22 protein-coding genes and 1 pseudogene are annotated in these 23,343 nt (G+C 63.0%); 13 read left to right on the plus strand and 10 right to left on the minus strand.

What is annotated here, in order from left to right:
• The 8 genes and pseudogenes from CXR43_RS18075 to CXR43_RS11335 form a co-directional block, all read left to right on the plus strand.
• Positions 1-125 (plus strand): annotated as a pseudogene (locus CXR43_RS18075) (aldehyde dehydrogenase family protein); the annotation flags it as partial.
• A gap of 530 nt (positions 126-655) precedes the next feature.
• Positions 656-1,501, plus strand: coding sequence for a shikimate dehydrogenase family protein (locus CXR43_RS11305; protein WP_103334645.1), 846 nt, complete (start codon positions 656-658; stop codon positions 1,499-1,501).
• A complete protein-coding gene (locus CXR43_RS11310) occupies positions 1,498-3,375 on the plus strand; it encodes a bifunctional sugar phosphate isomerase/epimerase/4-hydroxyphenylpyruvate dioxygenase family protein (protein ID WP_103334219.1) in 1,878 nt (625 codons plus the stop codon). The genes CXR43_RS11305 and CXR43_RS11310 overlap by 4 nt, the downstream gene beginning before the upstream one ends.
• A gap of 39 nt (positions 3,376-3,414) precedes the next feature.
• Positions 3,415-3,798: a 4-carboxymuconolactone decarboxylase gene (gene pcaC, locus CXR43_RS11315; RefSeq protein ID WP_103334646.1), complete on the plus strand. Its 384-nt coding sequence runs from the start codon at positions 3,415-3,417 to the stop codon at positions 3,796-3,798.
• Positions 3,795-4,517, plus strand: coding sequence for a protocatechuate 3,4-dioxygenase subunit beta (gene pcaH, locus CXR43_RS11320; protein WP_103334220.1), 723 nt, complete (start codon positions 3,795-3,797; stop codon positions 4,515-4,517). The genes pcaC and pcaH overlap by 4 nt, the downstream gene beginning before the upstream one ends.
• Position 4,518: 1 nt before the next feature.
• A complete protein-coding gene (pcaG, locus tag CXR43_RS11325; protein WP_103334221.1) occupies positions 4,519-5,130 on the plus strand; it encodes a protocatechuate 3,4-dioxygenase subunit alpha in 612 nt (203 codons plus the stop codon).
• A gap of 3 nt (positions 5,131-5,133) precedes the next feature.
• Complete coding sequence (locus CXR43_RS11330) at positions 5,134-5,973, plus strand: 3-oxoadipate:acetyl-CoA acetyltransferase (protein WP_103334222.1); 840 nt, start codon at positions 5,134-5,136, stop codon at positions 5,971-5,973.
• A 36-nt stretch (positions 5,974-6,009) separates the two neighbouring features.
• On the plus strand, positions 6,010-7,338 hold the full coding sequence (locus tag CXR43_RS11335) for a lyase family protein (protein WP_103334223.1): 1,329 nt from the start codon (positions 6,010-6,012) through the stop codon (positions 7,336-7,338).
• A gap of 279 nt (positions 7,339-7,617) precedes the next feature.
• On the opposite strand, the gene cueR is transcribed toward CXR43_RS11335, so the two are convergent.
• Together cueR and CXR43_RS11345 are read right to left on the minus strand one after the other, a co-directional pair.
• Positions 7,618-8,034: a Cu(I)-responsive transcriptional regulator gene (cueR, locus tag CXR43_RS11340; protein WP_103334224.1), complete on the minus strand. Its 417-nt coding sequence runs from the start codon at positions 8,032-8,034 to the stop codon at positions 7,618-7,620.
• Positions 8,031-10,454 (minus strand): heavy metal translocating P-type ATPase, encoded by a 2,424-nt coding sequence (locus CXR43_RS11345; RefSeq protein WP_246831373.1) that lies wholly within the window; start codon positions 10,452-10,454, stop codon positions 8,031-8,033. The genes cueR and CXR43_RS11345 overlap by 4 nt, the downstream gene beginning before the upstream one ends.
• Positions 10,455-10,695: 241 nt before the next feature.
• Between CXR43_RS11345 and CXR43_RS11350 the strand changes: the two genes are divergently transcribed.
• Both CXR43_RS11350 and copM read left to right on the plus strand, forming a co-directional pair.
• Positions 10,696-10,884: a heavy-metal-associated domain-containing protein gene (locus CXR43_RS11350; protein WP_103334226.1), complete on the plus strand. Its 189-nt coding sequence runs from the start codon at positions 10,696-10,698 to the stop codon at positions 10,882-10,884.
• Positions 10,885-10,904: 20 nt separating this feature from the next.
• On the plus strand, positions 10,905-11,345 hold the full coding sequence (gene copM / locus CXR43_RS11355; protein WP_210402090.1) for a CopM family metallochaperone: 441 nt from the start codon (positions 10,905-10,907) through the stop codon (positions 11,343-11,345).
• 81 nt (positions 11,346-11,426) lie between these two features.
• Here copM and CXR43_RS11360 read toward each other — a convergent pair whose 3' ends face one another.
• The 5 genes from CXR43_RS11360 to CXR43_RS11380 all read right to left on the minus strand — a co-directional run bounded on the left by CXR43_RS11360 (position 11,427) and on the right by CXR43_RS11380 (position 18,112).
• The gene (locus tag CXR43_RS11360; RefSeq protein WP_146036510.1) at positions 11,427-12,395 is read right to left on the minus strand and encodes a hypothetical protein; all 969 of its coding nucleotides are present in this window, start codon (positions 12,393-12,395) and stop codon (positions 11,427-11,429) included.
• Between the two features lie 163 nt (positions 12,396-12,558).
• Positions 12,559-14,100: a sensor histidine kinase gene (locus CXR43_RS11365; protein ID WP_168219818.1), complete on the minus strand. Its 1,542-nt coding sequence runs from the start codon at positions 14,098-14,100 to the stop codon at positions 12,559-12,561.
• A gap of 189 nt (positions 14,101-14,289) precedes the next feature.
• Positions 14,290-15,480, minus strand: coding sequence for an extracellular catalytic domain type 1 short-chain-length polyhydroxyalkanoate depolymerase (locus tag CXR43_RS11370; RefSeq protein WP_103334229.1), 1,191 nt, complete (start codon positions 15,478-15,480; stop codon positions 14,290-14,292).
• A 24-nt stretch (positions 15,481-15,504) separates the two neighbouring features.
• Complete coding sequence (locus CXR43_RS11375) at positions 15,505-15,927, minus strand: CopG family transcriptional regulator (protein WP_103334230.1); 423 nt, start codon at positions 15,925-15,927, stop codon at positions 15,505-15,507.
• 85 nt (positions 15,928-16,012) lie between these two features.
• Positions 16,013-18,112 carry a catalase gene (locus tag CXR43_RS11380; protein ID WP_435530798.1) on the minus strand — a complete coding sequence of 700 codons (2,100 nt, stop codon included), beginning with the start codon at positions 18,110-18,112 and terminating at the stop codon, positions 16,013-16,015.
• Positions 18,113-18,470: 358 nt separating this feature from the next.
• Here CXR43_RS11380 and CXR43_RS17750 point away from each other — a divergent pair, with 358 nt between their 5' ends.
• Genes CXR43_RS17750 through CXR43_RS11395 form a run of 3 tightly spaced genes read left to right on the plus strand, consistent with a single transcriptional unit; the run spans position 18,471 to position 20,414 of the window.
• Positions 18,471-18,986, plus strand: coding sequence for a hypothetical protein (locus tag CXR43_RS17750; protein WP_146036511.1), 516 nt, complete (start codon positions 18,471-18,473; stop codon positions 18,984-18,986).
• A gap of 26 nt (positions 18,987-19,012) precedes the next feature.
• Entirely contained in the window at positions 19,013-19,375 is a 363-nt protein-coding gene (locus CXR43_RS11390) for a phage holin family protein (RefSeq protein ID WP_103334648.1), read from the plus strand.
• Entirely contained in the window at positions 19,365-20,414 is a 1,050-nt protein-coding gene (locus CXR43_RS11395; protein WP_103334233.1) for a DUF3618 domain-containing protein, read from the plus strand. The genes CXR43_RS11390 and CXR43_RS11395 overlap by 11 nt, the downstream gene beginning before the upstream one ends.
• Positions 20,415-20,494: 80 nt before the next feature.
• On the opposite strand, the gene CXR43_RS11400 is transcribed toward CXR43_RS11395, so the two are convergent.
• From CXR43_RS11400 to CXR43_RS11410, 3 genes are all read right to left on the minus strand, one after another.
• Entirely contained in the window at positions 20,495-20,947 is a 453-nt protein-coding gene (locus CXR43_RS11400; RefSeq protein ID WP_103334234.1) for a hypothetical protein, read from the minus strand.
• A gap of 333 nt (positions 20,948-21,280) precedes the next feature.
• Positions 21,281-22,330 carry a glycosyltransferase family protein gene (locus CXR43_RS11405; protein ID WP_146036512.1) on the minus strand — a complete coding sequence of 350 codons (1,050 nt, stop codon included), beginning with the start codon at positions 22,328-22,330 and terminating at the stop codon, positions 21,281-21,283.
• A 310-nt stretch (positions 22,331-22,640) separates the two neighbouring features.
• Positions 22,641-23,168, minus strand: a complete 528-nt coding sequence (locus CXR43_RS11410) for a sigma-70 family RNA polymerase sigma factor (protein ID WP_210402091.1) — start codon at positions 23,166-23,168, stop codon at positions 22,641-22,643.
• Between the last annotated feature and the right edge of the window lie 175 nt (positions 23,169-23,343).

Below are 23,343 nucleotides of genomic sequence, written 5' to 3' on the forward strand. Positions count from 1 at the left end.
GGCCCTATCCGGCCAGCACCAATTTCGGGGCCACCTCGGTCGGCACATTGTCGATCCGCCGCTGGCTGCGCCCGGTCTGCTATCAGAACCTGCCAACCGCCCTCCTCCCCCAAGACCTGCGCTAGCGGCAAGGGCCAGAGGGGGCGTCAGCCAAAAGGTGCTGCCTGGCAGTGCCGGTGCGAAATGGCTGACGCTGGATGCCTGTGGAGGCGCGGCAAGGTGAGGTCTGGCAAGGCTTGGGTGCGGCCTGACACGGGCCGCCGCCGCTTTGCCCTGGGCTACGGGCGGTGGAACGCGGGCCAAGGCTGCGCGACGCATACGGGCTGCGCTGCCCGCCCTTGGCCCAAGCGCAGGCAAAGGGCGGAACCTTCTGTTTGCGGGGTGGAAAAGCCCGGTCGTTTCTGCGTCGACTTTTACCCGGAGCGCGGCCGACCGCTTTCGCTCTGCCCGGACCGATCCGATCTTGCGGGTGCAGCCTTGGTCTCGCCAGATGAGATGGATCGGGATTTGCCGTTACCCCGTGCAGGGTGATAGGGATAGCTGAGGTGCCGCCGATCAGTCCGGGCCGGAACGGGTGTGGTTGCTGCTGCGGTTGGTCCTGTCCGTTCTCTGGTATTCCCCGTCATGGGGGATGTGTTTTTCGCAAGAGGTCTGCATGCGCGAGCCGATACACCTGGGCCTGATCGGCGATAATATCGCCAAATCGCAATCTCCCCGGCTGCATCGTCTGGCTGGGGCACAGAACGGGCGGCGGGTGATCTATGATCAGCTGGTCCCGGCAGAGCGCGGCCTGCCGTTCGACGCGCTGTTCGACTGGGTGCGCGACACTGGGTATCGCGGCGTCAATGTGACCTATCCCTACAAAGAGCGCGCGGTTGCCAAGGTGAGGATCGATGATCCGCTGGTGCGGGGGATCGGCGCGGTGAACACGGTGCTGTTCGATGAGGGCGGGCCGCATGGTTTCAACACTGATTATTCAGGCTTCATCGCAGCCTATCGGCGGGTGCGCGGCGCTGCCTTGCCCGGCCCGGTGCTGATGATCGGAGCGGGCGGCGTTGGCAAGGCGGTGGCCTTTGGGCTGGTGGCGCTCGGCCTGACGGAGATCCGCATTGCCGACCGCGATCTGCCCAAGGCGCAGGCCCTGGCCGGGGCTTTGAGCGCCGCGCGTCCGGGGCTTACCGCCCAGGCAGGCACCGAGGCTGCCATCATGGCGGCGGGGGTCAGCGGGATCATCAACTGCACCCCCGTGGGGATGGTGGGCTATGAGGGCACACCCTTGCCGCGTGAAGATCTTGCCGCGGGTCAATGGGTCTTTGATGCGGTCTACACCCCGGTGGAGACCCGGTTTCTTCAGGACGCCGGCGCTGCCGGTCTGCAGGTCATTTCCGGCTATGAGCTGTTCTTTGGCCAGGGTGTTGATGCCTGGGGTCTCTTCACCGGGCTGCCCCTGGATGAGGCCCGCATGCGACGCGAGCTGGCCGAGGGAAAGGACGTTACATGAAGACCTCGATCGCCACGGTGTCGATCTCGGGCGGGTTTGCCGAAAAGCTGACCGCTATCGCGGACGCAGGATTTGACGGGATCGAGATCTTTGAACAGGATTTCATCGCTTCGGACTTCACCCCTGCCGAAGTGGGGGAGATGGTGCGCGATCACGGGCTGACCATCACCCTGTTCCAGCCGTTCCGCGATTTTGAAGGCCTGCCCGAACCGTTGCGCAGCCGGGCCTTTGCCCGTGCCGCGCGCAAGTTCGACCTGATGAACCAGCTGGGCACCGATCTGGTTCTGGTCTGCTCATCGGTTCACCCCGAGGCCATTGGCGGCATAGACCGCATGGCGCAGGATTTCCGCGATCTGGGCGATCTGGCGGCCAGCCACGGGGTGCGTGTCGGATTTGAGGCCCTGGCCTGGGGCCGGCATGTCAACGATCACCGCGACGCCTGGGAGGTGGTGCGCCGCGCCGATCACCCCCATGTCGGCCTGATCCTTGACAGCTTCCACACGCTGGGCCGCAAGATTGACCCTGACACCATCCGCCGCATTCCCGGCGACAAGATCTTTTTCGTGCAGCTGGCCGATGCGCCGGCCATCGACATGGACCTGCTGTATTGGTCGCGCCACTTTCGCAACATGCCGGGCGAGGGGGATCTGGATGTCACCGGTTTCATGCGCGCGGTGACGGCAACGGGCTATGCGGGCCCGCTCAGCCTTGAGATCTTCAACGATCAGTTCCGGGCCGGTGTGCCGCGTCTGGTGGCGACTGATGGGCATCGCAGCCTGATCTCGCTGATGGACACTGTGCGCCGCACAGAGCCCAGTCTGACAGTGGACCTGCCCGCTTTCCCCGCTGCGGCCCCGGTCGAGCGGATCGAGTTTCTGGAATTTGCCACCGCTTCTGCCGATGCCCCGGCGCTGGACGCCCTTCTGGCGGCGACCGGGTTCACGCAAAGTGGCACGCATGTGTCGCGCCCCGTGACGCTGTGGCGCCAAGGTGGGATCAACATTCTGGTAAACACCGATGCCGAGGGCTTTGCGCGCACCTCTTATGTGGCGCATGGCACCACGGTCTCGGAAGTGGGATTGATGGTGCCGGATGCGCGGGCCGCCCATGCCCGTGCGCTGGCCCTGCTGGCGCAAGATCATGCCCCGCCCGCCCGCCCGAACGAGCTCGAGATTCCCGCCATTCGCGGTGTGGGCGGCAGCATGATCCGTCTGCTGGATTCGGGGTCTGAGCTGGCCCGGATCTGGGAGGTGGATTTCCGCACCACACGCAGCGGCGCGGGGGCCGGGCTGACAGGCATTGATCACCTTGGCCAGACCATGGCCTATGATGAAATGCTGTCCTGGGCGCTGTATTACACCTCGATCTTCGGCGCGGCCAAGGCACCGATGGTAGATGTGGCAGATCCGGATGGTCTGGTGCGCAGTCAGGCGGTGCAGTCCGGGGGGCTGCGGGTCACCCTGAATGGGGCAGAGGCACGCCGCACGCTGGCGGGCCGGTTTGTGGAAGATACCTTTGGTGCATCGGTGCAGCATATCGCCTTTGCCACCCCGGATATCTTTGCCACTGCGGCAGAGCTTGCCAGCCGGGGCTTTCCGGTGCTGGAAATCGGCGCGAATTATTATGAGGATATCGCGGCGCGGTTCGGGCTGGACCCTGCGCATGTCGCGCGGATGCAGGCTGCAAATGTGCTGTATGATGAAGATGCGGGCGGGCAGTTCTTTCAGCTGTATTCTGCATCGCGCCCGGACGGGCTGTTTTTTGAAATCGTGCAGCGGCAGGGCCATTATCAGGGCTACGGCGCCGCGAATGCCCCGTTCCGCATCGCCGCGCAAAAGCGCAGCACCCGGCCATCGGGAATGCCGCGGGCCTGATCTGGCGGACTGCACACACCATGCGAAAGGATGTTTGTCATGACTGATCTGACCGCCAAGGGCAAAGCCACCCGCCGCCGCGTGCTGGGAGATGCGCATGTCAACCGGTCCGAGGCGATGGCCTCCGATCTTGATGCGCCGTTTCAGGCGCTGATCACCGATGCGGCCTGGGGTCATGTCTGGGGCCGTGACACCATCAGCCTGCGGGAACGGTCGATGATGACGATTGCGCTGCTGGCCGGTCTGGGCAACGACAATGAACTTGCGCTTCACATCCGCGGCACCCGCAACACCGGGGCGACCCAGGCCGATGTGATGGAGGCGCTGCTTCACGTGGCCATTTATGCCGGAGTGCCGCGCGCCAATCACGCCATCAAGATTGCCAAAGAGACGTTTGCCGCCATGGCAGAGGAGGACATATGAACCCTGCCGGATATTATCAGCGCGACCGTCTGTGGCAGCCGCCTGCGCTGACGCCCGATTACAAGACCTCGGTGGCGCGCAGCCCGCGTCTGGCCCTGCTGTCGCTGGAGGGATCTCTGTCCGAGATCACTGGCCCGACCTTTGGCCACACGGACATTGATGCCATCGACAATGACCTGATCCGGAATTACGCGACAACGGGCGATCCGGTGGGTGAGCGCATCATCGTGCATGGCCGGGTGCTGGATGAAAACGGGCGTGGCGTGGCGCACACGCTGGTCGAGATCTGGCAGGCCAATGCTTCGGGGCGTTACCGGCACAAGAAAGACACCTATCTTGGCGCGCTGGACCCGAATTTTGGCGGCTGCGGCCGCACGCTGACGGATGAGAACGGCCATTACGCCTTCCGCACCATCAAGCCGGGCGCGTACCCTTGGCGGAACTGGGTGAACAACTGGCGCCCTGCGCATATCCACATCTCGGTTTTTGGGGCGGCCTTCTGCCAGCGGCTGATCACCCAGATGTATTTTGAGGGCGACCCGCTGATTGCGAAATGCCCCATCGTCAACACCATTCCCGATCCAAGCGCGATCGATCAGCTGATCGCACCGCTGGACCTGAACGCGGCGGTCCCGCTGGATTGTCTGGCCTATAAGTTCGACATCGTGCTGCGCGGACGGCGCTCCACGATGTTCGAAAACCGGCCAGAGGGGAACTGACATGGCGCAGCCGTTGACCTATTCCAAGGAATCCGCATCGCAGACGGCGGGCCCCTATGTGCATATCGGGCTTGCGCCGGGGGCTGCGGGATTTGACATTTACCGGCAGGAACTGGGGCGGGACATTGCCGGCCCGGACGCCCCGGGTGAGCGGATCCAGGTGGAAGGCGTGGTGTTCGACGGCACCGGTGCCCCGGTGAAGGATGTGCTGCTGGAGGCGTGGCAGGCCGATGCCGCAGGCATCTATCCCCATCCCGAAGACCCGCGCCAGGCGCATTGCGCGCCGGGATTTCGAGGCTGGGGCCGGATCATCACCGATTTTGAAACCGGGATCTGGGCGTTTGACACCATCAAGCCGGGATCGGTCATGGGCCGCAACGGCCGCCCCATGGCCCCCCATATCAGCCTGTGGATCGTGGCGCGCGGGTTGAACATCGGGCTGCACACCCGCATGTACTTCGACGACGAAGACAATCATGCCGATCCGGTGATCAATCTGATCGAGCATGTGGACCGGCGCGCGACCCTGATCGCCCGCAAGACCGCAGCGGGTCAGTACCGCTTTGACATCCGCCTGCAAGGCGATGGTGAAACCGTGTTTCTGGATGTGTAGACCATGACCACCCCCTGCATCATCTGCGTGGCCATAACCGGGTCGCTGCCGCGCAAGGCCGACAATCCGGCGGTGCCCATCACCCTGGCCGAGCAGATCGACTCCACCCATGCGGCTTTTGAGGCCGGAGCCACGATTGCCCATTGCCATGTGCGCAACGATGACGAAACTCCGTCATCGGACCCTGACAAATTCGCCGCATTGAAAGAGGGGCTGGAAACGCACTGCCCCGGCATGATCGTGCAGCTGTCGACCGGGGGGCGGTCGGGCGCGGGACAGGCCCGGGGCGGCATGCTGCCCCTGCGCCCCGATATGGCCAGCCTGTCGGTGGGGTCGAACAACTTTCCCACCCGGGTCTATGAAAACCCGCCCGATCTGGTGGATTGGCTGGCCTCCGAGATGCTGACCTACGGGGTCAAGCCAGAGATCGAGGCGTTTGATCTGTCCCATATTCTGAAAGCCCGAGAGATGTGGGACAAGGGCCAGATCAAGGACCGTCCCTATGTGCAGTTTGTGATGGGCGTCAAGAATGCCATGCCCGCAGACCGTGACGTGTTCGAGTATTACATCAAGACGGTGCAGCGTCTGTTCGGGCCGGATGCACCATGGTGTGCGGCAGGCATAGGGCCGAACCAGATTGTGCTGAACGACTGGGCCGTGTCTTTGGGCGGGCATGCGCGCACCGGTCTGGAAGACAATGTGCGGCTGGACAAGACCACGCTTGCGCCGTCAAACGCGGCACTGGTCCGGCGCGTGGTCGATTTGTGTGACGCATACGAACGCCCCGTCGCCACCTGGCAACAGGCGCGTGCCATCCTTGGGTTGAAGAGCCCTGTTGCCTGATCAAATCCAGTCCCCTGAAGCGAGAGAGTGCCCCTGATGCCCGCAGCCCCAGCCGATTCCGCACTCTATGGCCGTTTGTTCGGGGATGCCGAGGTGGCCCGTCTGTTTTCGGACAGCGCCGAGGTGCGGGCGATGCTGCTGGTCGAGGGGGCGTTGGCGCGGGTGCAGGGCGCGTTGGGGTTGATCCCGGCCGATGCGGCCGCGTTCATTGATCGCGCCGCGCATGAGGTGCAGATCGACCCGTCGGCACTGGCGGATGAAACGGCGCGCAACGGGGTGCCGGTGCCAGCCTTTCTGGCCGCCTTCCGCAAGGCGGCGATGGCCCCCGAGCTGATGCAATACCTGCATTGGGGCGCGACCAGTCAAGATATCATGGATACGGCTTTCGCCCTGCGCCTGCGCCCGATGCTGGCCTTGTGGAACACCCGGCTGGAGGGGGTGCTGGGCCATCTTGCAACCCTTGCCGAAGACGGGGCGACACTGCCGATGGCGGCACGGACCTATGGCCAGTTCGCCACCCCCACCAGCTTTGGGGCGGTGGTGGCGGGCTGGGGCTGGCCCCTGCTGGACTGGCGCACGCGGCTGGCGACCTTGCGCGAAGATGTGCTCAAGGTCTCGCTGTCGGGTGCCGCAGGGACCTTGTCGGCCATGGGCGATGCAGGGCCGCAGGTGCGAGAACAGCTCGCGCGTGAGCTGGGTCTGGCGGACCCGGGTCACAGCTGGCACAGTGACCGCAGCGCGCCGGGCCAGCTGGCAGGGTTTGCTGCGGGGCTTGCGGGCAGTCTGGGCAAACTGGGCGAAGATGTGCTGGCGCTGTCGCAATCTGGCCTGGGCGAGGTCAGCTTTCGGGGCGGGGCGGGCGGGTCTTCGACCATGCCGCAAAAGCAGAACCCGGTGGCGGCGTCAGCACTGGTGGCTCTGGCGCGGCAGGTGATCGGGCTGGCCGGCCTGGTGCAGGGGGCCGCGCTTCACCGGCAGCAGCGTGACGGGGCAGCCTGGTTCAGCGAATGGCTCAGCCTGCCGCAACTGTGCATCAGCACCAGCCGCATGCTCTTTTTGGCAGGCGAGATTGCAGAAACGCTGGTGCCCGATGGCGCTGCCATGACCCTGCTGCTGGAGGAGGGCCAGGGCCTGATCCATGCCGAGGCGCTGACCTTTGCCCTGGCCCGGCAGATGCCGCGCCCGGACGCGATGGCCGCGGTGAAAGAGATGTGTCTTGAAGCTCAGGCGACGCAGACCGCGCTGAGCGCACTGGCAAGCGCGCGGTTTCCCGGCACTGATTGGGCAGAGCAATTGGCAACTGGTGGATTGGGGCAGGCACCGGTTGAGGCAAGGGCCTTTGTGGCGCGGGTGCGGGCAGGCTGACCAATGAGCACGGGTCCATGACCGGGCTTGGCCGAAACAGGGAACCCTTTCAGACAGTGATGCGTTGAGGGGGGCAAACAACCCGCCGTCAAGGCGCATTCTTCTGAAGGTCATCATGAACGGAATTATCTATATTGTCGGTCTTGTCGTTGTCGTCCTTGCCATTCTTTCCTTTTTTGGCCTGCGCTGACTGAACTGGCCGCGCACACGCGCAGCGCGCCGGGCCTGCCCGGCGGCTCAGGCATGAGCTGGCTGGCCCGCAGTGCGATGCTCTTTGTCCTATCGCGGTGAGACCTTTGACAGGATCGGCCCTTTTCCGAGGTCCGCCAGAATCGGGCAGTCGGGCCGGTGGTCGCCGCAGCACGCATCTGCAAGATGCTGCAGCGTTTCCTTCATCGCCTGCAACTCGGTAATCTTTCGCTCCAGCCCGTCGATCTGGTCTTGTGCCAGACGCTTGACATCGGCGCTGTGACGCGATCGGTCCCGCCAAAGCGCCAGCAGATCGGCAATTTTTTCGACGGGGAACCCAAGATCCCGCGACCGGCGGACGAAGCGGAGCATCTGCACATCGCTGTCTGAATAGACCCGGTACCCTGCACCGGTGCGCCCCGGTGCCGGGATCAGGCCGGTGGACTCGTAATAGCGGATCATCTTGGCCGATACGCCCGAGGCTTTGGCGGCATCACCGATGTTCATGACCTTGCTCCTTCCGATGCAACTGGGGCATAGCGGCGCAGGCGCAGCGCATTGCCAAGAACAAAGACCGAAGACAGCGCCATCGCCCCGGCCGCAAAGACCGGCGACAACAGAATGCCGAACCCGGGCCAGAGCACCCCCGCCGCCACCGGGATCAGCGCCGCATTATAGGCAAAGGCCCAGAACAGGTTCTGCCGGATATTGCGCATCGTGGCCTTGGACAGCGCGATGGCGTCCGGCACGGCCGTCAGCCGCCCCGTCATCAGCACCACATCCGCCGCTTCGATCGCGATGTCGGTGCCGGTGCCCACGGCAAGCCCCACATCGGCCGCCGCCAGCGCCGGGGCGTCGTTGATGCCGTCGCCGACATAGGCCAGCGGCCCCAGGGCGCGCAACCGGGCTACCGCAGCCACCTTGCCGTCGGGCAGCACCTCGGCCACCACCTCGTCAATCCCCAATTGCCGCGCAATTGCCTGCGCGGTGCGGGCATTGTCGCCTGTGATCATCGCCACCTTCAGGCCAAGCGCATGCAGCGCGGCGATGGCTTGCGGTGTGCTGTCCTTGATCGGGTCGGCCACGGCCAGAATGGCGGCCAGCCGCCCGTCGATGGCGGCGTAAAGCGGTGACTTGCCCTCATCCGCGAGCTGTATTGCGATGCTGCCAAAAGGTGCCACGTCCAGACCGAGCTGAGCCATATAGCGGTCGGCACCGATGTCTACCCGCTGGCCCCCGGCCTGCGCCACAACGCCATAGCCGGTGACTGACGCAAAGTTGCTGACCTCCGGCAGGGTCAGACCTTCTTCTTCTGCCGCTGCCGCGATGGCGCGGGCAATCGGGTGTTCCGACTTTGCCTCCACCGCTGCCACTGCCGCCAGCACCGGTGCCCGCGTGAAGCCCGCCGCAAGATGCAGGTCGGTCAGGCGCGGCCTGCCCATGGTGAGTGTGCCTGTCTTGTCAAAGGCCACGACGCGCACATCCTGCAACGCCTGCAACGCCTCGCCCTTGCGGAACAGGACCCCCAGTTCCGCACCCCGCCCGGTGCCGACCATGATCGAGGTCGGCGTGGCAAGCCCCATCGCACAGGGGCAGGCGATGATCAGGACAGCCACGGCATTGACCAGACCAAAGGTCAGCGCAGGGTCGGGGCCAAAGACCAGCCAGACGGCAAAGGTCAGCCCGGCCAGCGCCATGACGGCTGGCACGAACCACATCGTTACCCGGTCCACCAAGGCCTGAATCGGCAGCTTGCCGCCCTGCGCCGCCTCGACCATGCGGATGATCTGGGCCAGCATGGTCGCCTCACCAACCGCTGTGGCGCGAAAGGTCAAGGCCCCGGTCTGGTTGACGGTGCCGCCGGTGACGGGGCTGCCGGTGGTCTTTTCCACGGGAACAGGTTCGCCCGAAATCATGCTTTCGTCGATCCAGCTTTGGCCTTCGGTCACCGCACCATCCACCGGCACACGTTCACCGGGGCGCAGGTCGATCAGGTCGCCCGGCCGCACCTCGGCCATCGGCACCTCGCGCAGCGCACCATCACGGATCACGCGGGCTGTCTTTGCCTGCAACCCCACCAGCCGCTTGATCGCTTCCGAGGTGCGGCCCTTGGCGCGGGATTCCAGATAGCGGCCCAGCAGGATCAGGGTCACGATCACCGCCGCGGCCTCGTAATAGACGTTCACCGTGCCTGCGGGCAGCAGACCGGGGGCGAAGGTCGCCACCAGCGAATAACCATAGGCCGAAAGTGTGCCGACGGCGACAAGGCTGTTCATGTCTGGCGCAAGCCGGATCAGCGCGGGAAAGCCTTTGACATAGAACCGCCGGCCCGGGCCAAGCAGAACGGCCGTGGTCAGCGCAAATTGCACCAGCCAGGCCGCCTGCATGCCGAGGGTGTTCATTACCGCCATATGAACCGCCACAAAGAGGTGTGAGCCCATTTCGAGAACGAAGACCGGCAAGGACAGCGCTGCGGCGATCCACAAATCGCGCTTCAACGCGGCGTCTTCAGCCAGTTTGCGGGATGTTACCTCTTCCGATACGGCGCTGGCCGACACCGCCCGCCGCGCATCATAGCCTGCGGCCTCGATGGCCCGGATCAGGGCCGCTGCATCGGCCTGCCCCGTCACATGCGCCCGTTCTGTCGCAAGGTTGATGCTGGCTCCTGTCACGCCCGGCACCGCGTTCAGCGCACGCTCCACCCGGGCAACGCAAGAGGCACAGGTCATCCCTTCGATCACCAGATCCACGGGGGCAGAGACGACATCATAGCCCACATCTTCCACCGCCTTTACCAGCGCGGCCCGGTCGAGATCGGTGCCTGCAACCTCGGCCCGCTCGGTTGCCAGATTGACCGAGGCCGCTTGGACGCCCGGAACGGCCAGCAGAGCACGCTCTACCCGCCCGACACAGGACGCGCAGGTCATGCCGTCGACCTCGAGGACGATCCTCGCTGCGTCGCCAGCCGGAAGCACCCTGTTTCTGGGGCTGATTGTCATGGCGGATCACCTTTGCTGCCTTGCTCCGCTGTGTCAGGTAATGCTTCCCATGATGGTAAGGTCAAGGGCTTTGGCAAAAGAATGCCATCACGGCCATGTGCTCTTGACCTTCCCACCGTTGGAAGCCCTATCTCTGATGGCGTGAGGCGACAGTCAGAAAGAGGTACTCATGCAGTTCCATATCGAAACCATGACCTGCGGCGGCTGCGTGCGCAGCGTGACCAAGGTCATCCAGTCCGTCGATCCGACGGCCCAGGTCGCGGCAGACCCGGCGACCCGCAAGGTCGACGTAATCTCCACTGCCCCGCGTGAAAAACTGGCCGCCGTGCTGGCGGATGCCGGCTTTGCGCCTGCGTAATGAATAGCAAAAGGAAGATGATGATGAAAAAGCGGACTCTTGCCGTGATTGCAGGCGCAATTGCCATCGTGGGCGGGTTGGCCCTTGCGCAGACATCCACCATGGAAGGGATGGACCATTCCGCGATGGGCCATTCCGGCATGGCCGGGATGGAGGGCATGGGGATGATGGACCACGGCAGTATGATCCCGCCTGAACTGGCCGACAACCCGGCGGTACAGGCCTATGCGGCCGCCATGGACGTGATGATGAAGGATATGATGATCCCCTATACCGGGGACGCGGATGTTGACTTCGTCAAGGGCATGATCCCGCATCACGAAGCGGCAGTGGCCATGGCGCGTGTCCAGCTGGAGTTCGGTACAGACCCTGAAATCCGTGCCTTGGCCGAAGCGGTGATCGCGGCGCAGGAAACCGAGATCGCACAGATGAACGCGTGGCTGGCAGCGCGCGGTCTTTGAGGGCGATCAGCACAGGCGGGTGTGTTTTGCGCACGCCTGTGCTGTTGCAGGGCCTTTGCTTCTGGCAATGCTCGGTGCCGTTCAGGCCCCGATCATTGCCGACATGTATTGACCGATAGGCGTGTTCAACGCGGCTGCAAACAAGCCGGTGAGCACAACCATCTGGCCCGAAAACCGCGTATTTTCGCCCTTGACCAGCGCATAGGCCATCACGCCTGCTCCAAGCGGAGCCCATACCATGATGAGCGACGCGTTGAGCGCATGAGTCGTAAGGCGCAGGGGTGTGCTGAGGCGCGGAGGGGGCGCTTCAGGCTCGACATAGTTGAAGGCGCTGCGGACGCGGGCAAAGGCAACGTTATGCGACTCGGGCAGAGACGGTTCGTCCACGATTCGGGGGAAGGGACCGTTGGCGCCGCCCGAAGTGGCAAAATAGGCCCCGCCCCTTGCACGTGCGGAGGCTGCCCGCGCACGTGCACCGGCGCTTTTCGATCTGGCGACAGAGGCCCGGGTGCTTTGTCGTGGAGCGATCGGACCATCGCCCAGCTGCGCCGGCAATGCGCCAGTATCTTTCTCGGGATCTGGTCCATCGGAGGCAAGGCCATCTGAGACGCCCTCAAATGCGGGAACGCCGGGCTTCTGCGGGAGGGATGCCACTGCGGCGAGCCGGTGATCTTGCACAGAAGGCGCGACAGGATCGGCTGGCCGATGTTTCACGGTGGTCACCCCGGGGTAGCGTCGTTGCAGGTGATCGATCACGCTGGCACAGGTTTCTTCGCAGACGGAGCCGAGACCGGCAGGTGATCCGTCGGAGGAGAGGTCGACCGCGACCGTCAGGTGGGTCAACGCGTCGCCGGGGCAGTTGGCCGTTCTCAACACGATCCGGACATCCGCCACGGTGAAGATCGCCGTGGTCATACCCTCCCATCCGAGGGACACATGGGCACCATCCAGCTGTGACAGAGTAAGATGCAGATCTTCAGCCACCTGTACGAACCTTTCCGGGTCCGCATCGATCTTCCGAGCCGTGTTGCCGAACATTGATTTGGTCACTGTTCCACTCCAATAGCTAACCTGACCCGACATTGTCCGCTAATCTGGAAACAAATGTGGCCGACGCGCGCCTTGAATCGGGGATGTCGCCACTGTTTCGCCACATTTGAGTGGGTCTGCCGGTCCTGGGGGATGTGGCGCGGCAGGCGATGGCGGGTATGCGTCAGACCCGTGTTTCGGGGGCTGCGGTCTTGCCCTCGTCTGGATAGGGAATATCCAGCCGGATATTGAAATGCGGGGCGCTGCCGATGGTGATTCCGCCATGCCACTTCTGTTCGATTAGGGCGCGAACCATCTTTGACCCGAACCCCGTGCCCTGCGATACGGCTGGCGCAGAGGAGCCGGGGTCGCTCCAGTCAAAGCTGAACATCCGTGTCCCTTCGCTGTCGACGCGATAGCTCCAACTGACACGAATAACGCCCTCAGCCCGTCCCAAAGTGCCGTATTTCATCGAGTTCGTGGCCAGCTCATGCAAGACAAGGCCCATGTCGAAACACAGATCCGGATGCAGCAGCACATCCCGGCCAGAGGAAACAATCCGGTCGCCAAACGGTTTCAAAGCCTCTGTGACCAGTTCTGCAAACCGGGTCGAGCTCCACCCCCCGCGCGAGACGATGTAGTTTGACCGGGCCAGCGCACTGAGCCTTTCGCTGAACGAATGGCGGGCTGTCTTTGGATCTGCGGCGTTGTTCAGGGTCTGACCGGCGATGCTGTTGACCAGTTGCAGCATGTTTCCGGCACGATGGGCCATTTCGCGCACCAGCAGGCTTTGATGCGTCATCGCGGCCACCTGTCGCGCCGCGCCCGCGACGATGTTGGCCAGCGACAACAGGAAATCGGCGTCGGTCAGATCGAAATCCCGCAATTCGCGCGCGTGAATGCCAAACACACCAAAGGGCCGGAGACCGGACCCCGGTATGATGACGGAAATGCCGCTGACCACGCCATGGTCGTGCAACAGTTGCGGACCGTCGAACCGCGTTTCGCTGCGCAGGTCGGTAACCAGCACCGGCCCGTCTGCGATCAGTGTATACCCTGCCTGCGATTCACGCTCGATACCCACTTTGCCGTGCCCAACCAAGCCCTCCCGCCAGCCTATGCCTGACCGCAGCACAAGATGATCTGCCGTGTCGGAAAACTGCAGGATCTTGGTCAGCGGAACCTTCAGAACGTCGGTGGCGATCTGGACCGCACGGTCCATGACCTTTTGCAGATCGGGTTCATTCAGGGCGAAGGAGCCAAAGCTGGCAACCGCAGATTGTTGGGCAAGGCGGCGCTTGAGCAGGTGCTCGTTCTTGATGCGGGCCGTGGCATCGTAGCAGATCCCGGTCAGGTAGCGGGTCCCGTCCGGGGCAGTCACGACCCCACCCGAGGCTTCGATCCAGATATCAGGCGCTTCCGCGCGGGGCGCGCAGCGGTATACCGTACGATAGGGCTTGCCCGTGTCTACGCTGGCCTTGATCACCTGCCAAACGGCCTGCGCGTCATCGGGATGCAGATCGTTTTGAAAACTGGCCAGAGTTCCGTCAAAAGACCCTGCGGGAAGGGCGTGGACCGCTTCGAGATTTTGCGTCCACTCAAGAGCATTGCTGTCAATTTTCCAGCGCCACACCCCAGCGCCGCCCAGACGCAGCCCCTCTGACAAAGCTTGCCCGTCGGTCAGAAAGACGGGAGCCGATGCGTGAACGCTTTGATCTGCTGCCATGGTTTTCCAGACTGCTTTCGGTGGGGGCTGCCGGTCGGATGAGCCCGGCGGCAAACTGCCACGTTTCATGCTTAGGGGTCAGGCCCTGCGCGTCAACCTAGCGCGGCCCAACACATAGTCATCGGGTCGTACATGGGGCTTACGGGCACCATCCAAAGGCCTCGCGCGGCTGTTCCGATCTGCCATGCGCTATGTCCTCCGGTGCTGGGCGAAGAACCGCAACATTTCGCGTGACGCATCGGGGCCGGTCGGGTCGGTATAACTGCCGCCGGGCCTTCCACCGGACCAGGCATGGCCCGCGCCGTCAATTTCCCAATGTTCGGCAAAGCTGCGGCCCGCCATGTCTTCGTGCCGTGTGTGGCGATAGCTGCGCCCGGCATCTGTTGCGCCAGAGCCCTGCACCCGCTTCAGGCCCTTGCAAGACTTGGTGGCCTGCGCGATCACGGCCGTGCCGTTGCTTGGGTGTACCGTGCTGTCGGCAAGGCCATGCAGCACGATTGTCGGTATCGCCTTGGCCTGTGCTTTGCCGGGTGATCCGCTGCGCATGGCGGAAAACGCTGACATCACGTCTTGCGCTCCGCCGACGGGCAGCCCCGAATGCACGCCGACCGCTGCGATCAGATCAGGGTAGGCGGCACCCATGATGGCCGCCGCCGCCCCGCCCGCCGACAGGCCGGCCACATACACCCGGCTGGCATCTACCGGATGATCCCGCAGGATGTCGCGGATGATCCCGGCAAGCACGGCAGGTTCCCCCCGGTCGCGCGCCTGGTCTTCGGGGCGGAACCAGTTCCAGCATTTCTGCGCATTTGCACCCTGCGGTTGCGCAGGCCAGGCCACCAGATAGCCCGCGTCCTCGGCCAGGGCATTCATATTGGTCCCGGTCGCGAAATCTTGCGGTGTCTGGGTGCAGCCATGCAGCATCACGATCAGCGGCATCGGCCTGGCTGATGTTTTGGCCGGCACATAGAGCAGGTAGTCGCGGCTGCCTTGCGCATTCGTGTGGGACAGGGATAGCAGCTTGGCTCCCTCTGGCAGATCTGGCGGCGCTGAGGCCGGTTTGATCGTCTGCGGCATCCCGCCCGCTGCGATGGTCCGCAACGTCTCGCTCAGGCTTTTGCCGGGGCGGGCGGCGCGTTTGGTTGGCTTTGACGAAGGCGGGGCGGCTGACTTGGGCGCTTTTTCATCGACAGGGCTGAAGGTGCCTTCGATCACGTCCTTATCGGCGAGCGGCACCTGTCCGGCAGCCATGTGCTGCGGGTCGGCGGGTTCGGCGTTGCCCGACAACAGCGACTGGATCAGCGCCGTCGCCTCGGTCAGCTTGCCGGATCTTGTCAGGTCCGAGGCGCGGGACATGCCTTGCATGAAAGATTTTGTCATGGGGTTACCTTTTGGGGTTAAATCTTAACTAATGCGGTCTGCGAGTGCGGCCTTGACCGCAGCGGACGCGTGGAAGGTACCCAGAATAGACAGGGCGGAAATCGTGGCACGCGCCAGATCGGCGCTGACATCCGGGGCCACGACGACAAGACCCAGAACTCGGATATCCAGCATCTGGCCCTCTGCCTGTGCGGTCGTCAGTTCGTCACGGGTGATATGCCGCAACCCAAGATCGACGCTTTTTCGGATCACGATCTGCCGGACGGTGTCGGCATGGCGCTCGATCTGGTTTCGGATCGCGGTGCGGATGAAGTCACTGCGATTGGAATAGAAGCCTTCCTGCACCAGAAGCTCGATCTGGCCAAGGTCGACAAAGCCAAGATTGATCGTGATCTTTTCGGATTCCGGTGGTTTTGCGACCCGGTCTTCCGCGCTGAACTCGGCCATGAATGCTCCATATACCATCCGTGTGGATGGTATATGGATGTTTTATACCCTGCACGCAAGACTCGCGTACAGGGTTTGTCAGTGTTCATCCCGCGAACAGGGTTTCCCGGCCCCATACGCGCAGGCCTTTGCAGGCCCCAAGGAAGGACCGGGCAGAGGCGGCATCCCGCAGGGTGTGGATGCCGTCGTCCGCCGCGCCGGCAAGGCCGCAGGCCTCGACCAGCTCTGCCGCGCTCGCGCTCAGCCCGATGTGCTTGCAATGCACATGAGCGTCTTTCAGGAAATCGACTGCGGCCGGGGTCGATGCCAGGCCGTCCACCCCCGGCAGAACCGCGACAGCGTCGAACAACACGGAGGGTGCCCCGCTGATCTGATCCGTCACAGGATGCAGATTGTCTTTGCTGCACAAGACACCGCCAATGCGCGGGGCCACTGTCCTGATCACGCCTCCCGCCTCGGATACTGCCTTTTCAAGCGCTGCCAGCAACGCGCCGTCAAAGCCGTCGCTCAGCACAACGCCCAACATTCTGCCCTTGAAGCTGCCCGGAGGGTTCTGCTGAATGCTCAGCGCCGGGGAAGGGGCCAGGTTCATTTGCGTTGGTTGTGATGTGGGAGCCGCCTTCGGGGTCGTGCCAAGCCCCAGACGGTCAGCGGCAGATTGTGCCAGCCCAAGGTCGATATTGAGCAAGTGGCTGACCATGCGACTGCGAATGGCCGGTTCCGCACATTTCGACAACTCAAACACCAGCGCGGACAGGATGTGTTCCTGCTCGGACGGAGTCTGACTGATGTAGAACTGCCGTGCCTGACTGTAATGGTCGGCAAAGCTCTCGGGCCGCAGTCTTGTCTTTGGTCCGGTGACCGGTGCACGGTAGCTGACATAGCCTTCCAGCGGATGCGCGCGGGGGCCTTCGCCCCAGCCATTGGGTTCATAATTCACCCGGCCCTTGCGGGCGGCGGTCTGCATGTGGCCGTCCTGTTGATAATTGCTGACCGGGCAGCCTTTGGGCGCATTGACGGGCAGCTTGGTAAAGTTCGGCCCGCCAAGACGTTTCAGCTGGGTGTCCAGATACGAAAAGTTCCGGCCCTGAAGCAGCGGGTCATCGGTGAAATCTATGCCCGGGATGACATTGGCGGTGCAGAATGCCACCTGCTCGGTTTCGGCAAAGAAATTGTCCACGGCTCGGTCCAGCCGCAGGGTGCCGATGATCTCGACCGGGCAGTCCTCTTCGGGGATCAGCTTGGTCGGGTCCAGCACGTCAAAGGCAAAGTTGTCAGCGAAGTCCTGATCGAACATCTGTACGCCCAGATCCCACTCCGGGAAATCGCCCCGGTCGATGGCATCCCACAGATCGCGGCGATGACGGTCGGGATCGGCACCGTTGCTTTTCACCGCCTCGTCCCACATCACCGATTGCAGGCCCATCCGGGGCTTCCAGTGGAATTTGACAAAGGTGGAAACGCCCTCGGTGGACACAAAGCGGAAGGTGTGGACCCCGAACCCCTCCATTGTGGTGAACGAGCGCGGGATGGTGCGATCTGACATCTGCCACATCACCATGTGCATGGATTCCGGTGTCAGCGAGATGAAATCCCAGAAATTGTCATGCGCCGACTGGGCCTGTGGAAATGCCCGGTCTGGTGCGGGTTTCACGGCATGGACCAGATCGGGAAATTTGATGGCATCCTGAATGAAGAACACCGGGATATTGTTGCCAACCAGATCCCAGTTGCCTTCGTCGGTGTAGAATTTCACCGAAAACCCACGCACATCCCGGGCCAGATCGGCCGAGCCCTTGCTGCCCGCGACGGTCGAGAACCGAACGAAAACCTCGGTCTTCTTGCCGCTGCTGGCAAAGGGTGCGGCGCGGGTGATGTCTGTCAGGTCACGGGTGCAGGTGAACGTCCCATGCGCGCCATAGCCACGGGCGTGAACCACGCGTTCAGGAATGCGTTCATGATCGAAGTGAAAGAGTTTTTCGCGCAAGGCGAAATCTTCCATCAGCGTGGGCCCCGGTGCGCCGGCGCGCAGCGAGTTCTGGTTGTCAGCGATCACCACCCCCTGCGCGGTGGTCAGGCGCTCGTCCTGGCCAACGGCGTGCTGATGGATCTCTCCACCCGCACCCCGCTTTGAGGTCAAAGCTTCGATGCTGGCAGTCTGGCGCGGTGTCTTGGTCATGGTCATGTCCCTGGGTGCAGATGCACCTTCGCAGATGGCAGCCGACCGGAGCCGATTGCGCGCAAAAGTGGCATCAGGTGATCCGGACCGCATTCGTGCCACGAGCCGGCTGTGCCAAGACAACACCGCCGGCGCAGGGTTGTTCCGCTTCTTCTCGGGTCACCACAGGATTGCGCGCAATGCCAAGGCCGGCCTTGATGCATGTGAAGGCTGCAAGGGGCCCGGACCCAAAAACGCGGGGAACAAAAGGCAAGGCCAAAGGTTGTCTCAGCAGCGAAACATGACAGCAGACTTTCACCGCTTTGGGTCTGCCGCGTCGTGTTCGACCTATCAACCGGCGATTTGTGCCAGAAAGGCCAAAGCAATGACTGAGTCCCACACCCCACACACCGGCATCCGACAGGAAGAGGCGTCGATGGTTGGCAGTGTCGCTTCCGACATCAAGACGGCGGCAACCCAGAAACTCGACGAGGCCATGGCCGAGGTCCGGTCCAGAACCGGTGATGCCAAGGACAGCGTCGCAAATGAAGTGAATGATGTGGCGCAGGCTCTGCGCCGTGCATCGCAAGAGCTGCGCGGCGGGTCTGCCCAAGAGCGCACGCTTGGCACGCTGGCCAGCAGCCTTGCCGATGTTTCGGATCAGATCCGCGACAAGGATCTGGGCCAGATCGCCCAGATGGTCAGCAAGGTCGCGCGCGAACATCCTGTGATGTTCCTGGGCGGTGCCGCTCTTCTGGGGTTTGCCGCCAGCCGCTATGCCAAAGCCAGTAGCACAGGCAGTGGCCCGTCTGGCACCACCTCCGGCACACAGCAGGGAGCCCGTCCGGCGGCGTCCTTTGTCCGTGGGGGCCCGGATGGTCAAGCACCGGGTGCAGCGTGACCGGCCCCAAATCTACGGGCGAAATGATGGCAGACATCATGGGCAATGTCAGCAATCTGGTCCGCAATGAAACGGATCTCGCCCGTGCAGAGATCGGCGAAAGCCTGACCAAGGCCGGTGCCTCTTTGGGGTCGATGGCAGTGGCGCTGGTGTTGGCCATAACCGCGTTGAATGTCCTTGCCGCAGCTCTGGTTGCCTTGCTGGTGCAGATGGGTCTGGAGCCACTTTGGGCCAGTGTGCTTGTCGGGCTTGGTTTACTGGCCATTGCCTTTGCAGTCTTCGCCTCTGCCAAGTCTGCCCTGAAACAGATCGGCTTCGTGCCGACCCGCACCGCGCGAAATGTATCGCGCGATGTTGCAGCCATAAAGGAATCCCTCAATGACCGTTGATACCCGAAGCTCCGACGACATCGAGCGCGACATCCGCGAAGAACGGGAGCGGATGAGCGAGTCGATCAACAATCTGCAACAGAAGTTTTCGGTGGATGCCATCGTGAATGACATCGGATCGATGTTCCGTATGCAAGGCGACGACATCGGGCGCGTCGTCACCCAGACCGTCGGGCGCAACCCGGCTGCGGTGGCGCTGGTCGGAGTTGGTCTTGCCTGGCTGTTCCTTGGCCAGAACCGGTCCTCCTCGCGTCATGATGATGACTGGGACAGATCGCCCGCCTATCGCCCCTCCCGCGGCAGTGATGACCGTTGGCGCAGAGAGGTTGGCCCAACCATTCGCTCTGGCAATGAAGACATGGATGATGCCGATCAGCATTGGTATGGCGTGCATCATATGGACCGGGGCCGCATCCATAGGCATCGGGCAGGGCATTCCGGCCAAGCGGAAGAGTATGGCGGCACCCATGGTACGGCCGAGTCCATTCGCTCTGCGGTGTCAGGCATGGCCGAAGATGTCAGCACCACCGCAGCCGACCTGACGGAGCGGTTGTCGCATGGGCTAGAGGACCTGTCGGAAGAGGCGCGCGCCCGCGTTATTGCCGCCCGCCGTGCCGCGCATGACGCGCGGATTGCCTCCACGGAAGCCATGCAAAAAGGCATGCGTTCGGCCAACGGCTTCTTTGAAGATCAGCCTCTGGTGGTGGGTGCGCTTGCGGTCGCCTTGGGCGCTGCGATTGGCGGAGTGCTGCCGCACAGCAAGCTAGAAGACGATACGCTTGGTGACAGCAGCGACCGGTTGTTCGCCGAGGCCCAGGACCTGTTTTACAGCGAACGGGAAAAAGCCATGGCAATGGCCAGAACCGTGGCGGCGGATGTAAAGGGCGAAATCAAGGAGGCAGGTTCGGATCTTGCCAACCTGCTGCCCGAAGGCAAATCTGCCGGCGACGTCATTGTAGACCGCGCCGCTGTCGCTGCTACCCGGATCTACGATCATGCCACCGGTGAGGCAAAATCCGGCGATAAATCCGCCACCTAAACAAAACCGCGAAACAAAACTGCGGGCGGGCGTTTTGCCCGCCCGCAGTTTTTTTGTCCGGCCGCGAGGGTCCGTTAGCCTTACATATCCTCCACGGCTGTGCAGATCTCTTCCATCTGGTCCATCGACACGGAAATCTGAATGCGTGAATCGACCGATGGCATCCCGGGAACCGTGGGACCTTCTGCAACCGTGGTGTCACCGTCCATTGCGGCGGCATCGCTTGCTCCGGCCGTGCCGGCCGACGCCACGGTTGCATCCGCCGGCCCGCTGGAATGCTGCCCATAAGCTGCACAATCGCGCTGGACCATGGCCTTGTCTTCTTCTGACAAGGTGATCCACTGCGCGGCCAGTTCAGCCGAGGGGCGCACAGTGCTTCCATCGTCGCCGAACATGGCTGTTCCGAGTGATGTGGACCAATCACTGCCAAAGCTGATCGGGGTGGTGGTGTCGTTTGCCGCGCTGCTTTGTGCAACGGCTCCGAAAGCGAGCAGCTGGGATGCAATGGCAAACGGGATGATGGCGGATTTCATAGTGGTCTCCAAAGACTAGGGGGGCGTCCTTTAGCCGGCCTGACGCCGGCGGCAGGGCAAGAGATGCGGCGATGGCCGCTTTCGGGCCTTGCCCGTGGGTTCATCGCCTTGCGGGCGTTCAAAAGTTGTCAGACCATGATGTTGGTCCAGTGCTGTGGCAGAGCATTTGACCCGGGCTACAGATCTACAACGGTCTGCGGGCCGCCTTGTTCCCTGTGAGGCGAAGAGCCTTGATGGCGCTTTAGAGAAGCGATTTACCACGGCCCCGCCGGTATGCGAACCGGCCAACCAAAGTGGGCTCGCAGTGTTCAACCTGACATCCATGGCAGAGGTTTAACCTTGCACCGGCTTCAACTGCGCCTGCATCAGATGGTGCATCGCGTCCCACGTTTCCTTCCGCGACTGCCGGGCAAGCTCCTTGTCCACCGCTTGCCGCCAGCCTTCGGGTTGAATGCCGAGCATGGTTTTGAGCGTCGGCACGATGGTCTGTGCATCGGCAATAGAGACCAGACCCTTTTTGCCATAGGTTTCCACCAGATCAGCCACGGCCGTGGACGTGACACGCAAGCCCGCCGCCAAAAGCTCCAGAGTCTCGCTGGGGCGGACCGCCCGCGTCGCATCGTTCAACGCAAAGGGCATCCAGGCGGCCTGCCAGTTGGCCATGTAACCGGGCAGCTCATCATAGGTCTTGCGTCCAAGCCAATGAATGTTCGGAGCCTGTGGCAGAGGATCCGGGTGGGTTCTGGCAATCGGACCAATCATCACAAAATGGATCGACGGAAGCGCTTTGGCCGATGAGGCAATCAGATCCAGGTCGATGCGGTCATCGATCACACCGCCAAATCCGACGCGAGGCGCAGGAATTTCTGCCTGATCGGACGGATCTTCGATCCGCGACCGCGCGCGCGCGAAATGGCTGGTGTCAACGCCGCCGGGAACCCAGTGAACATGCCGATGCGACCGCGCTTTGGCCGCGACCTGGATTTGGCCCTCCGCAAAGACAAGGTGGGAACAGGCCAACAGCTCGGCCTCCAGTTCGGCGAATTTGGCTTGGTCGACGCCAAGGGCCAAGGGCTCCTGCATGATGTCATAGATGCGCAGATCGCAGGGAAGATGGCGGCTGAAGTCCAAGGCCATGGGTGTGAAATACCAGTGAACCAGTGGCGACGGGTCCAGCAGGCTCTGCAACTCCTCCACCAGCAAGCGCTGCTCGCGCAGGACATCGCAGGTCGCGTCACACACAGGCGTCAACACCGTTACGCCCGATTGTGCGGTTTTCACCCGAAAATGCGGCGGTCCCTGTGCGACTTCCGGCTCCTCGACAAAGTAAACCCTGTAGTCGCGGGCAGCCTCGGCCAGCAGGTTTTGTGGTCTTTGACGCACAATCCCCCACTTCAGGTGCGAAAAGCAGACCAAGGCTGGGCGGGGGCCAGCAGGCTTTTCGGCCTCAGCCCGAAGGCTGGCCCGGAAAAGCGACGGCTGCGTGTTCATGACCTGCTGCCTCCTGCGGCGCGATTGCAGAAGGGTTAACGCGCGATGGCCCGCTTGGTTCCATAGAAAGGGTGAAAGATGTGGTGCCAGGCGCCGCCAGCGCCAGAAGGGACCCGCGGACAAACAGGGCAGCTGTCATGTCTCAACCCAGTCAGGCGTAATCTCGTGGAGTCCAGTGCCCTGTCAGTCCATGCTGGCAGTCTCACCTTTCGGCAAAACAGCTGGGCGGTTGTGTAGACCCGGGTGATGCACCGCCTGAGCGTCGCAACCGGTTTTGGCTTAGCGTATCGTCCTGTCCCATCAGCCGTTCCAAAGCGTCTCTGCTGCGGCTTACCCGGCTTTTGATCGTGCCGACCGTGCAGCCACAGACCTGCGCCGCTTGCTGCTGGGAAAATCCCAGCACGCTCATCAAGACCAATGGCCGGCGTTGATCGAGGGGCAGCCGCGCAATCAGCCCAAGCAATTGGGTGAGCGCCACGGCGTGCTCCTGTCTCGGCTCTTCCGACAGGGACTCTGCGCCTATCCCGTCGACATCCTCGACCTCGCGGCGATATTTTCGGATCTCAGAAAAGAAGGTATTGCGCAGAATGGTGAACAGCCAGGCGCGCAAATTCGTATCCGGCTGAAAGCTGTCACGGCTGCTCCATGCCTTGAGAAGGGTCGTCTGCACAAGATCTTCGGCCCGATGCGGGTTCGAGGTCAGCGTCAGCGCCCGGCGGCGCAGGGCCACGGTTTGCAAGGGCAAAAGCGCGTGGAAAGGATGCATGTCTGGCATGGGATGCGTCTCGCTTTCGGTAAGACCCGGCAGGCCCCTAACCTTTTCCAAGGCAGAACGCGCCACGGCGTCTGATGTCGGTCTGATCGCGTGGGTTGGCACGACCGCCGCGCAGGGCAGGGACTTGGCA

The organism is Pseudotabrizicola formosa (genome assembly GCF_002900965.1).
GTDB lineage: Bacteria > Pseudomonadota > Alphaproteobacteria > Rhodobacterales > Rhodobacteraceae > Pseudotabrizicola > Pseudotabrizicola formosa.

What these genes read in the sequence shown, in the direction of transcription:
- CXR43_RS11305 (WP_103334645.1), top strand. Translation starts at nt 656, where the DNA reads ATGCGCGAGCCGATACACCTGGGCCTGATCGGCGATAATATCGCCAAA.
- CXR43_RS11310 (WP_103334219.1), top strand. Translation starts at nt 1,498, where the DNA reads ATGAAGACCTCGATCGCCACGGTGTCGATCTCGGGCGGGTTTGCCGAA.
- pcaC (WP_103334646.1), top strand. Translation starts at nt 3,415, where the DNA reads ATGACTGATCTGACCGCCAAGGGCAAAGCCACCCGCCGCCGCGTGCTG.
- pcaH (WP_103334220.1), top strand. Translation starts at nt 3,795, where the DNA reads ATGAACCCTGCCGGATATTATCAGCGCGACCGTCTGTGGCAGCCGCCT.
- pcaG (WP_103334221.1), top strand. Translation starts at nt 4,519, where the DNA reads ATGGCGCAGCCGTTGACCTATTCCAAGGAATCCGCATCGCAGACGGCG.
- CXR43_RS11330 (WP_103334222.1), top strand. Translation starts at nt 5,134, where the DNA reads ATGACCACCCCCTGCATCATCTGCGTGGCCATAACCGGGTCGCTGCCG.
- CXR43_RS11335 (WP_103334223.1), top strand. Translation starts at nt 6,010, where the DNA reads ATGCCCGCAGCCCCAGCCGATTCCGCACTCTATGGCCGTTTGTTCGGG.
- cueR (WP_103334224.1), bottom strand. Translation starts at nt 8,034, where the DNA reads ATGAACATCGGTGATGCCGCCAAAGCCTCGGGCGTATCGGCCAAGATG.
- CXR43_RS11345 (WP_246831373.1), bottom strand. Translation starts at nt 10,454, where the DNA reads ATGACCTGCGCGTCCTGTGTCGGGCGGGTAGAGCGTGCTCTGCTGGCC.
- CXR43_RS11350 (WP_103334226.1), top strand. Translation starts at nt 10,696, where the DNA reads ATGCAGTTCCATATCGAAACCATGACCTGCGGCGGCTGCGTGCGCAGC.
- copM (WP_210402090.1), top strand. Translation starts at nt 10,905, where the DNA reads ATGATGAAAAAGCGGACTCTTGCCGTGATTGCAGGCGCAATTGCCATC.
- CXR43_RS11365 (WP_168219818.1), bottom strand. Translation starts at nt 14,100, where the DNA reads ATGGCAGCAGATCAAAGCGTTCACGCATCGGCTCCCGTCTTTCTGACC.
- CXR43_RS11370 (WP_103334229.1), bottom strand. Translation starts at nt 15,480, where the DNA reads ATGACAAAATCTTTCATGCAAGGCATGTCCCGCGCCTCGGACCTGACA.
- CXR43_RS11375 (WP_103334230.1), bottom strand. Translation starts at nt 15,927, where the DNA reads ATGGCCGAGTTCAGCGCGGAAGACCGGGTCGCAAAACCACCGGAATCC.
- CXR43_RS11380 (WP_435530798.1), bottom strand. Translation starts at nt 18,112, where the DNA reads ATGACCATGACCAAGACACCGCGCCAGACTGCCAGCATCGAAGCTTTG.
- CXR43_RS17750 (WP_146036511.1), top strand. Translation starts at nt 18,471, where the DNA reads ATGACTGAGTCCCACACCCCACACACCGGCATCCGACAGGAAGAGGCG.
- CXR43_RS11390 (WP_103334648.1), top strand. Translation starts at nt 19,013, where the DNA reads ATGGCAGACATCATGGGCAATGTCAGCAATCTGGTCCGCAATGAAACG.
- CXR43_RS11395 (WP_103334233.1), top strand. Translation starts at nt 19,365, where the DNA reads ATGACCGTTGATACCCGAAGCTCCGACGACATCGAGCGCGACATCCGC.
- CXR43_RS11400 (WP_103334234.1), bottom strand. Translation starts at nt 20,947, where the DNA reads ATGAAATCCGCCATCATCCCGTTTGCCATTGCATCCCAGCTGCTCGCT.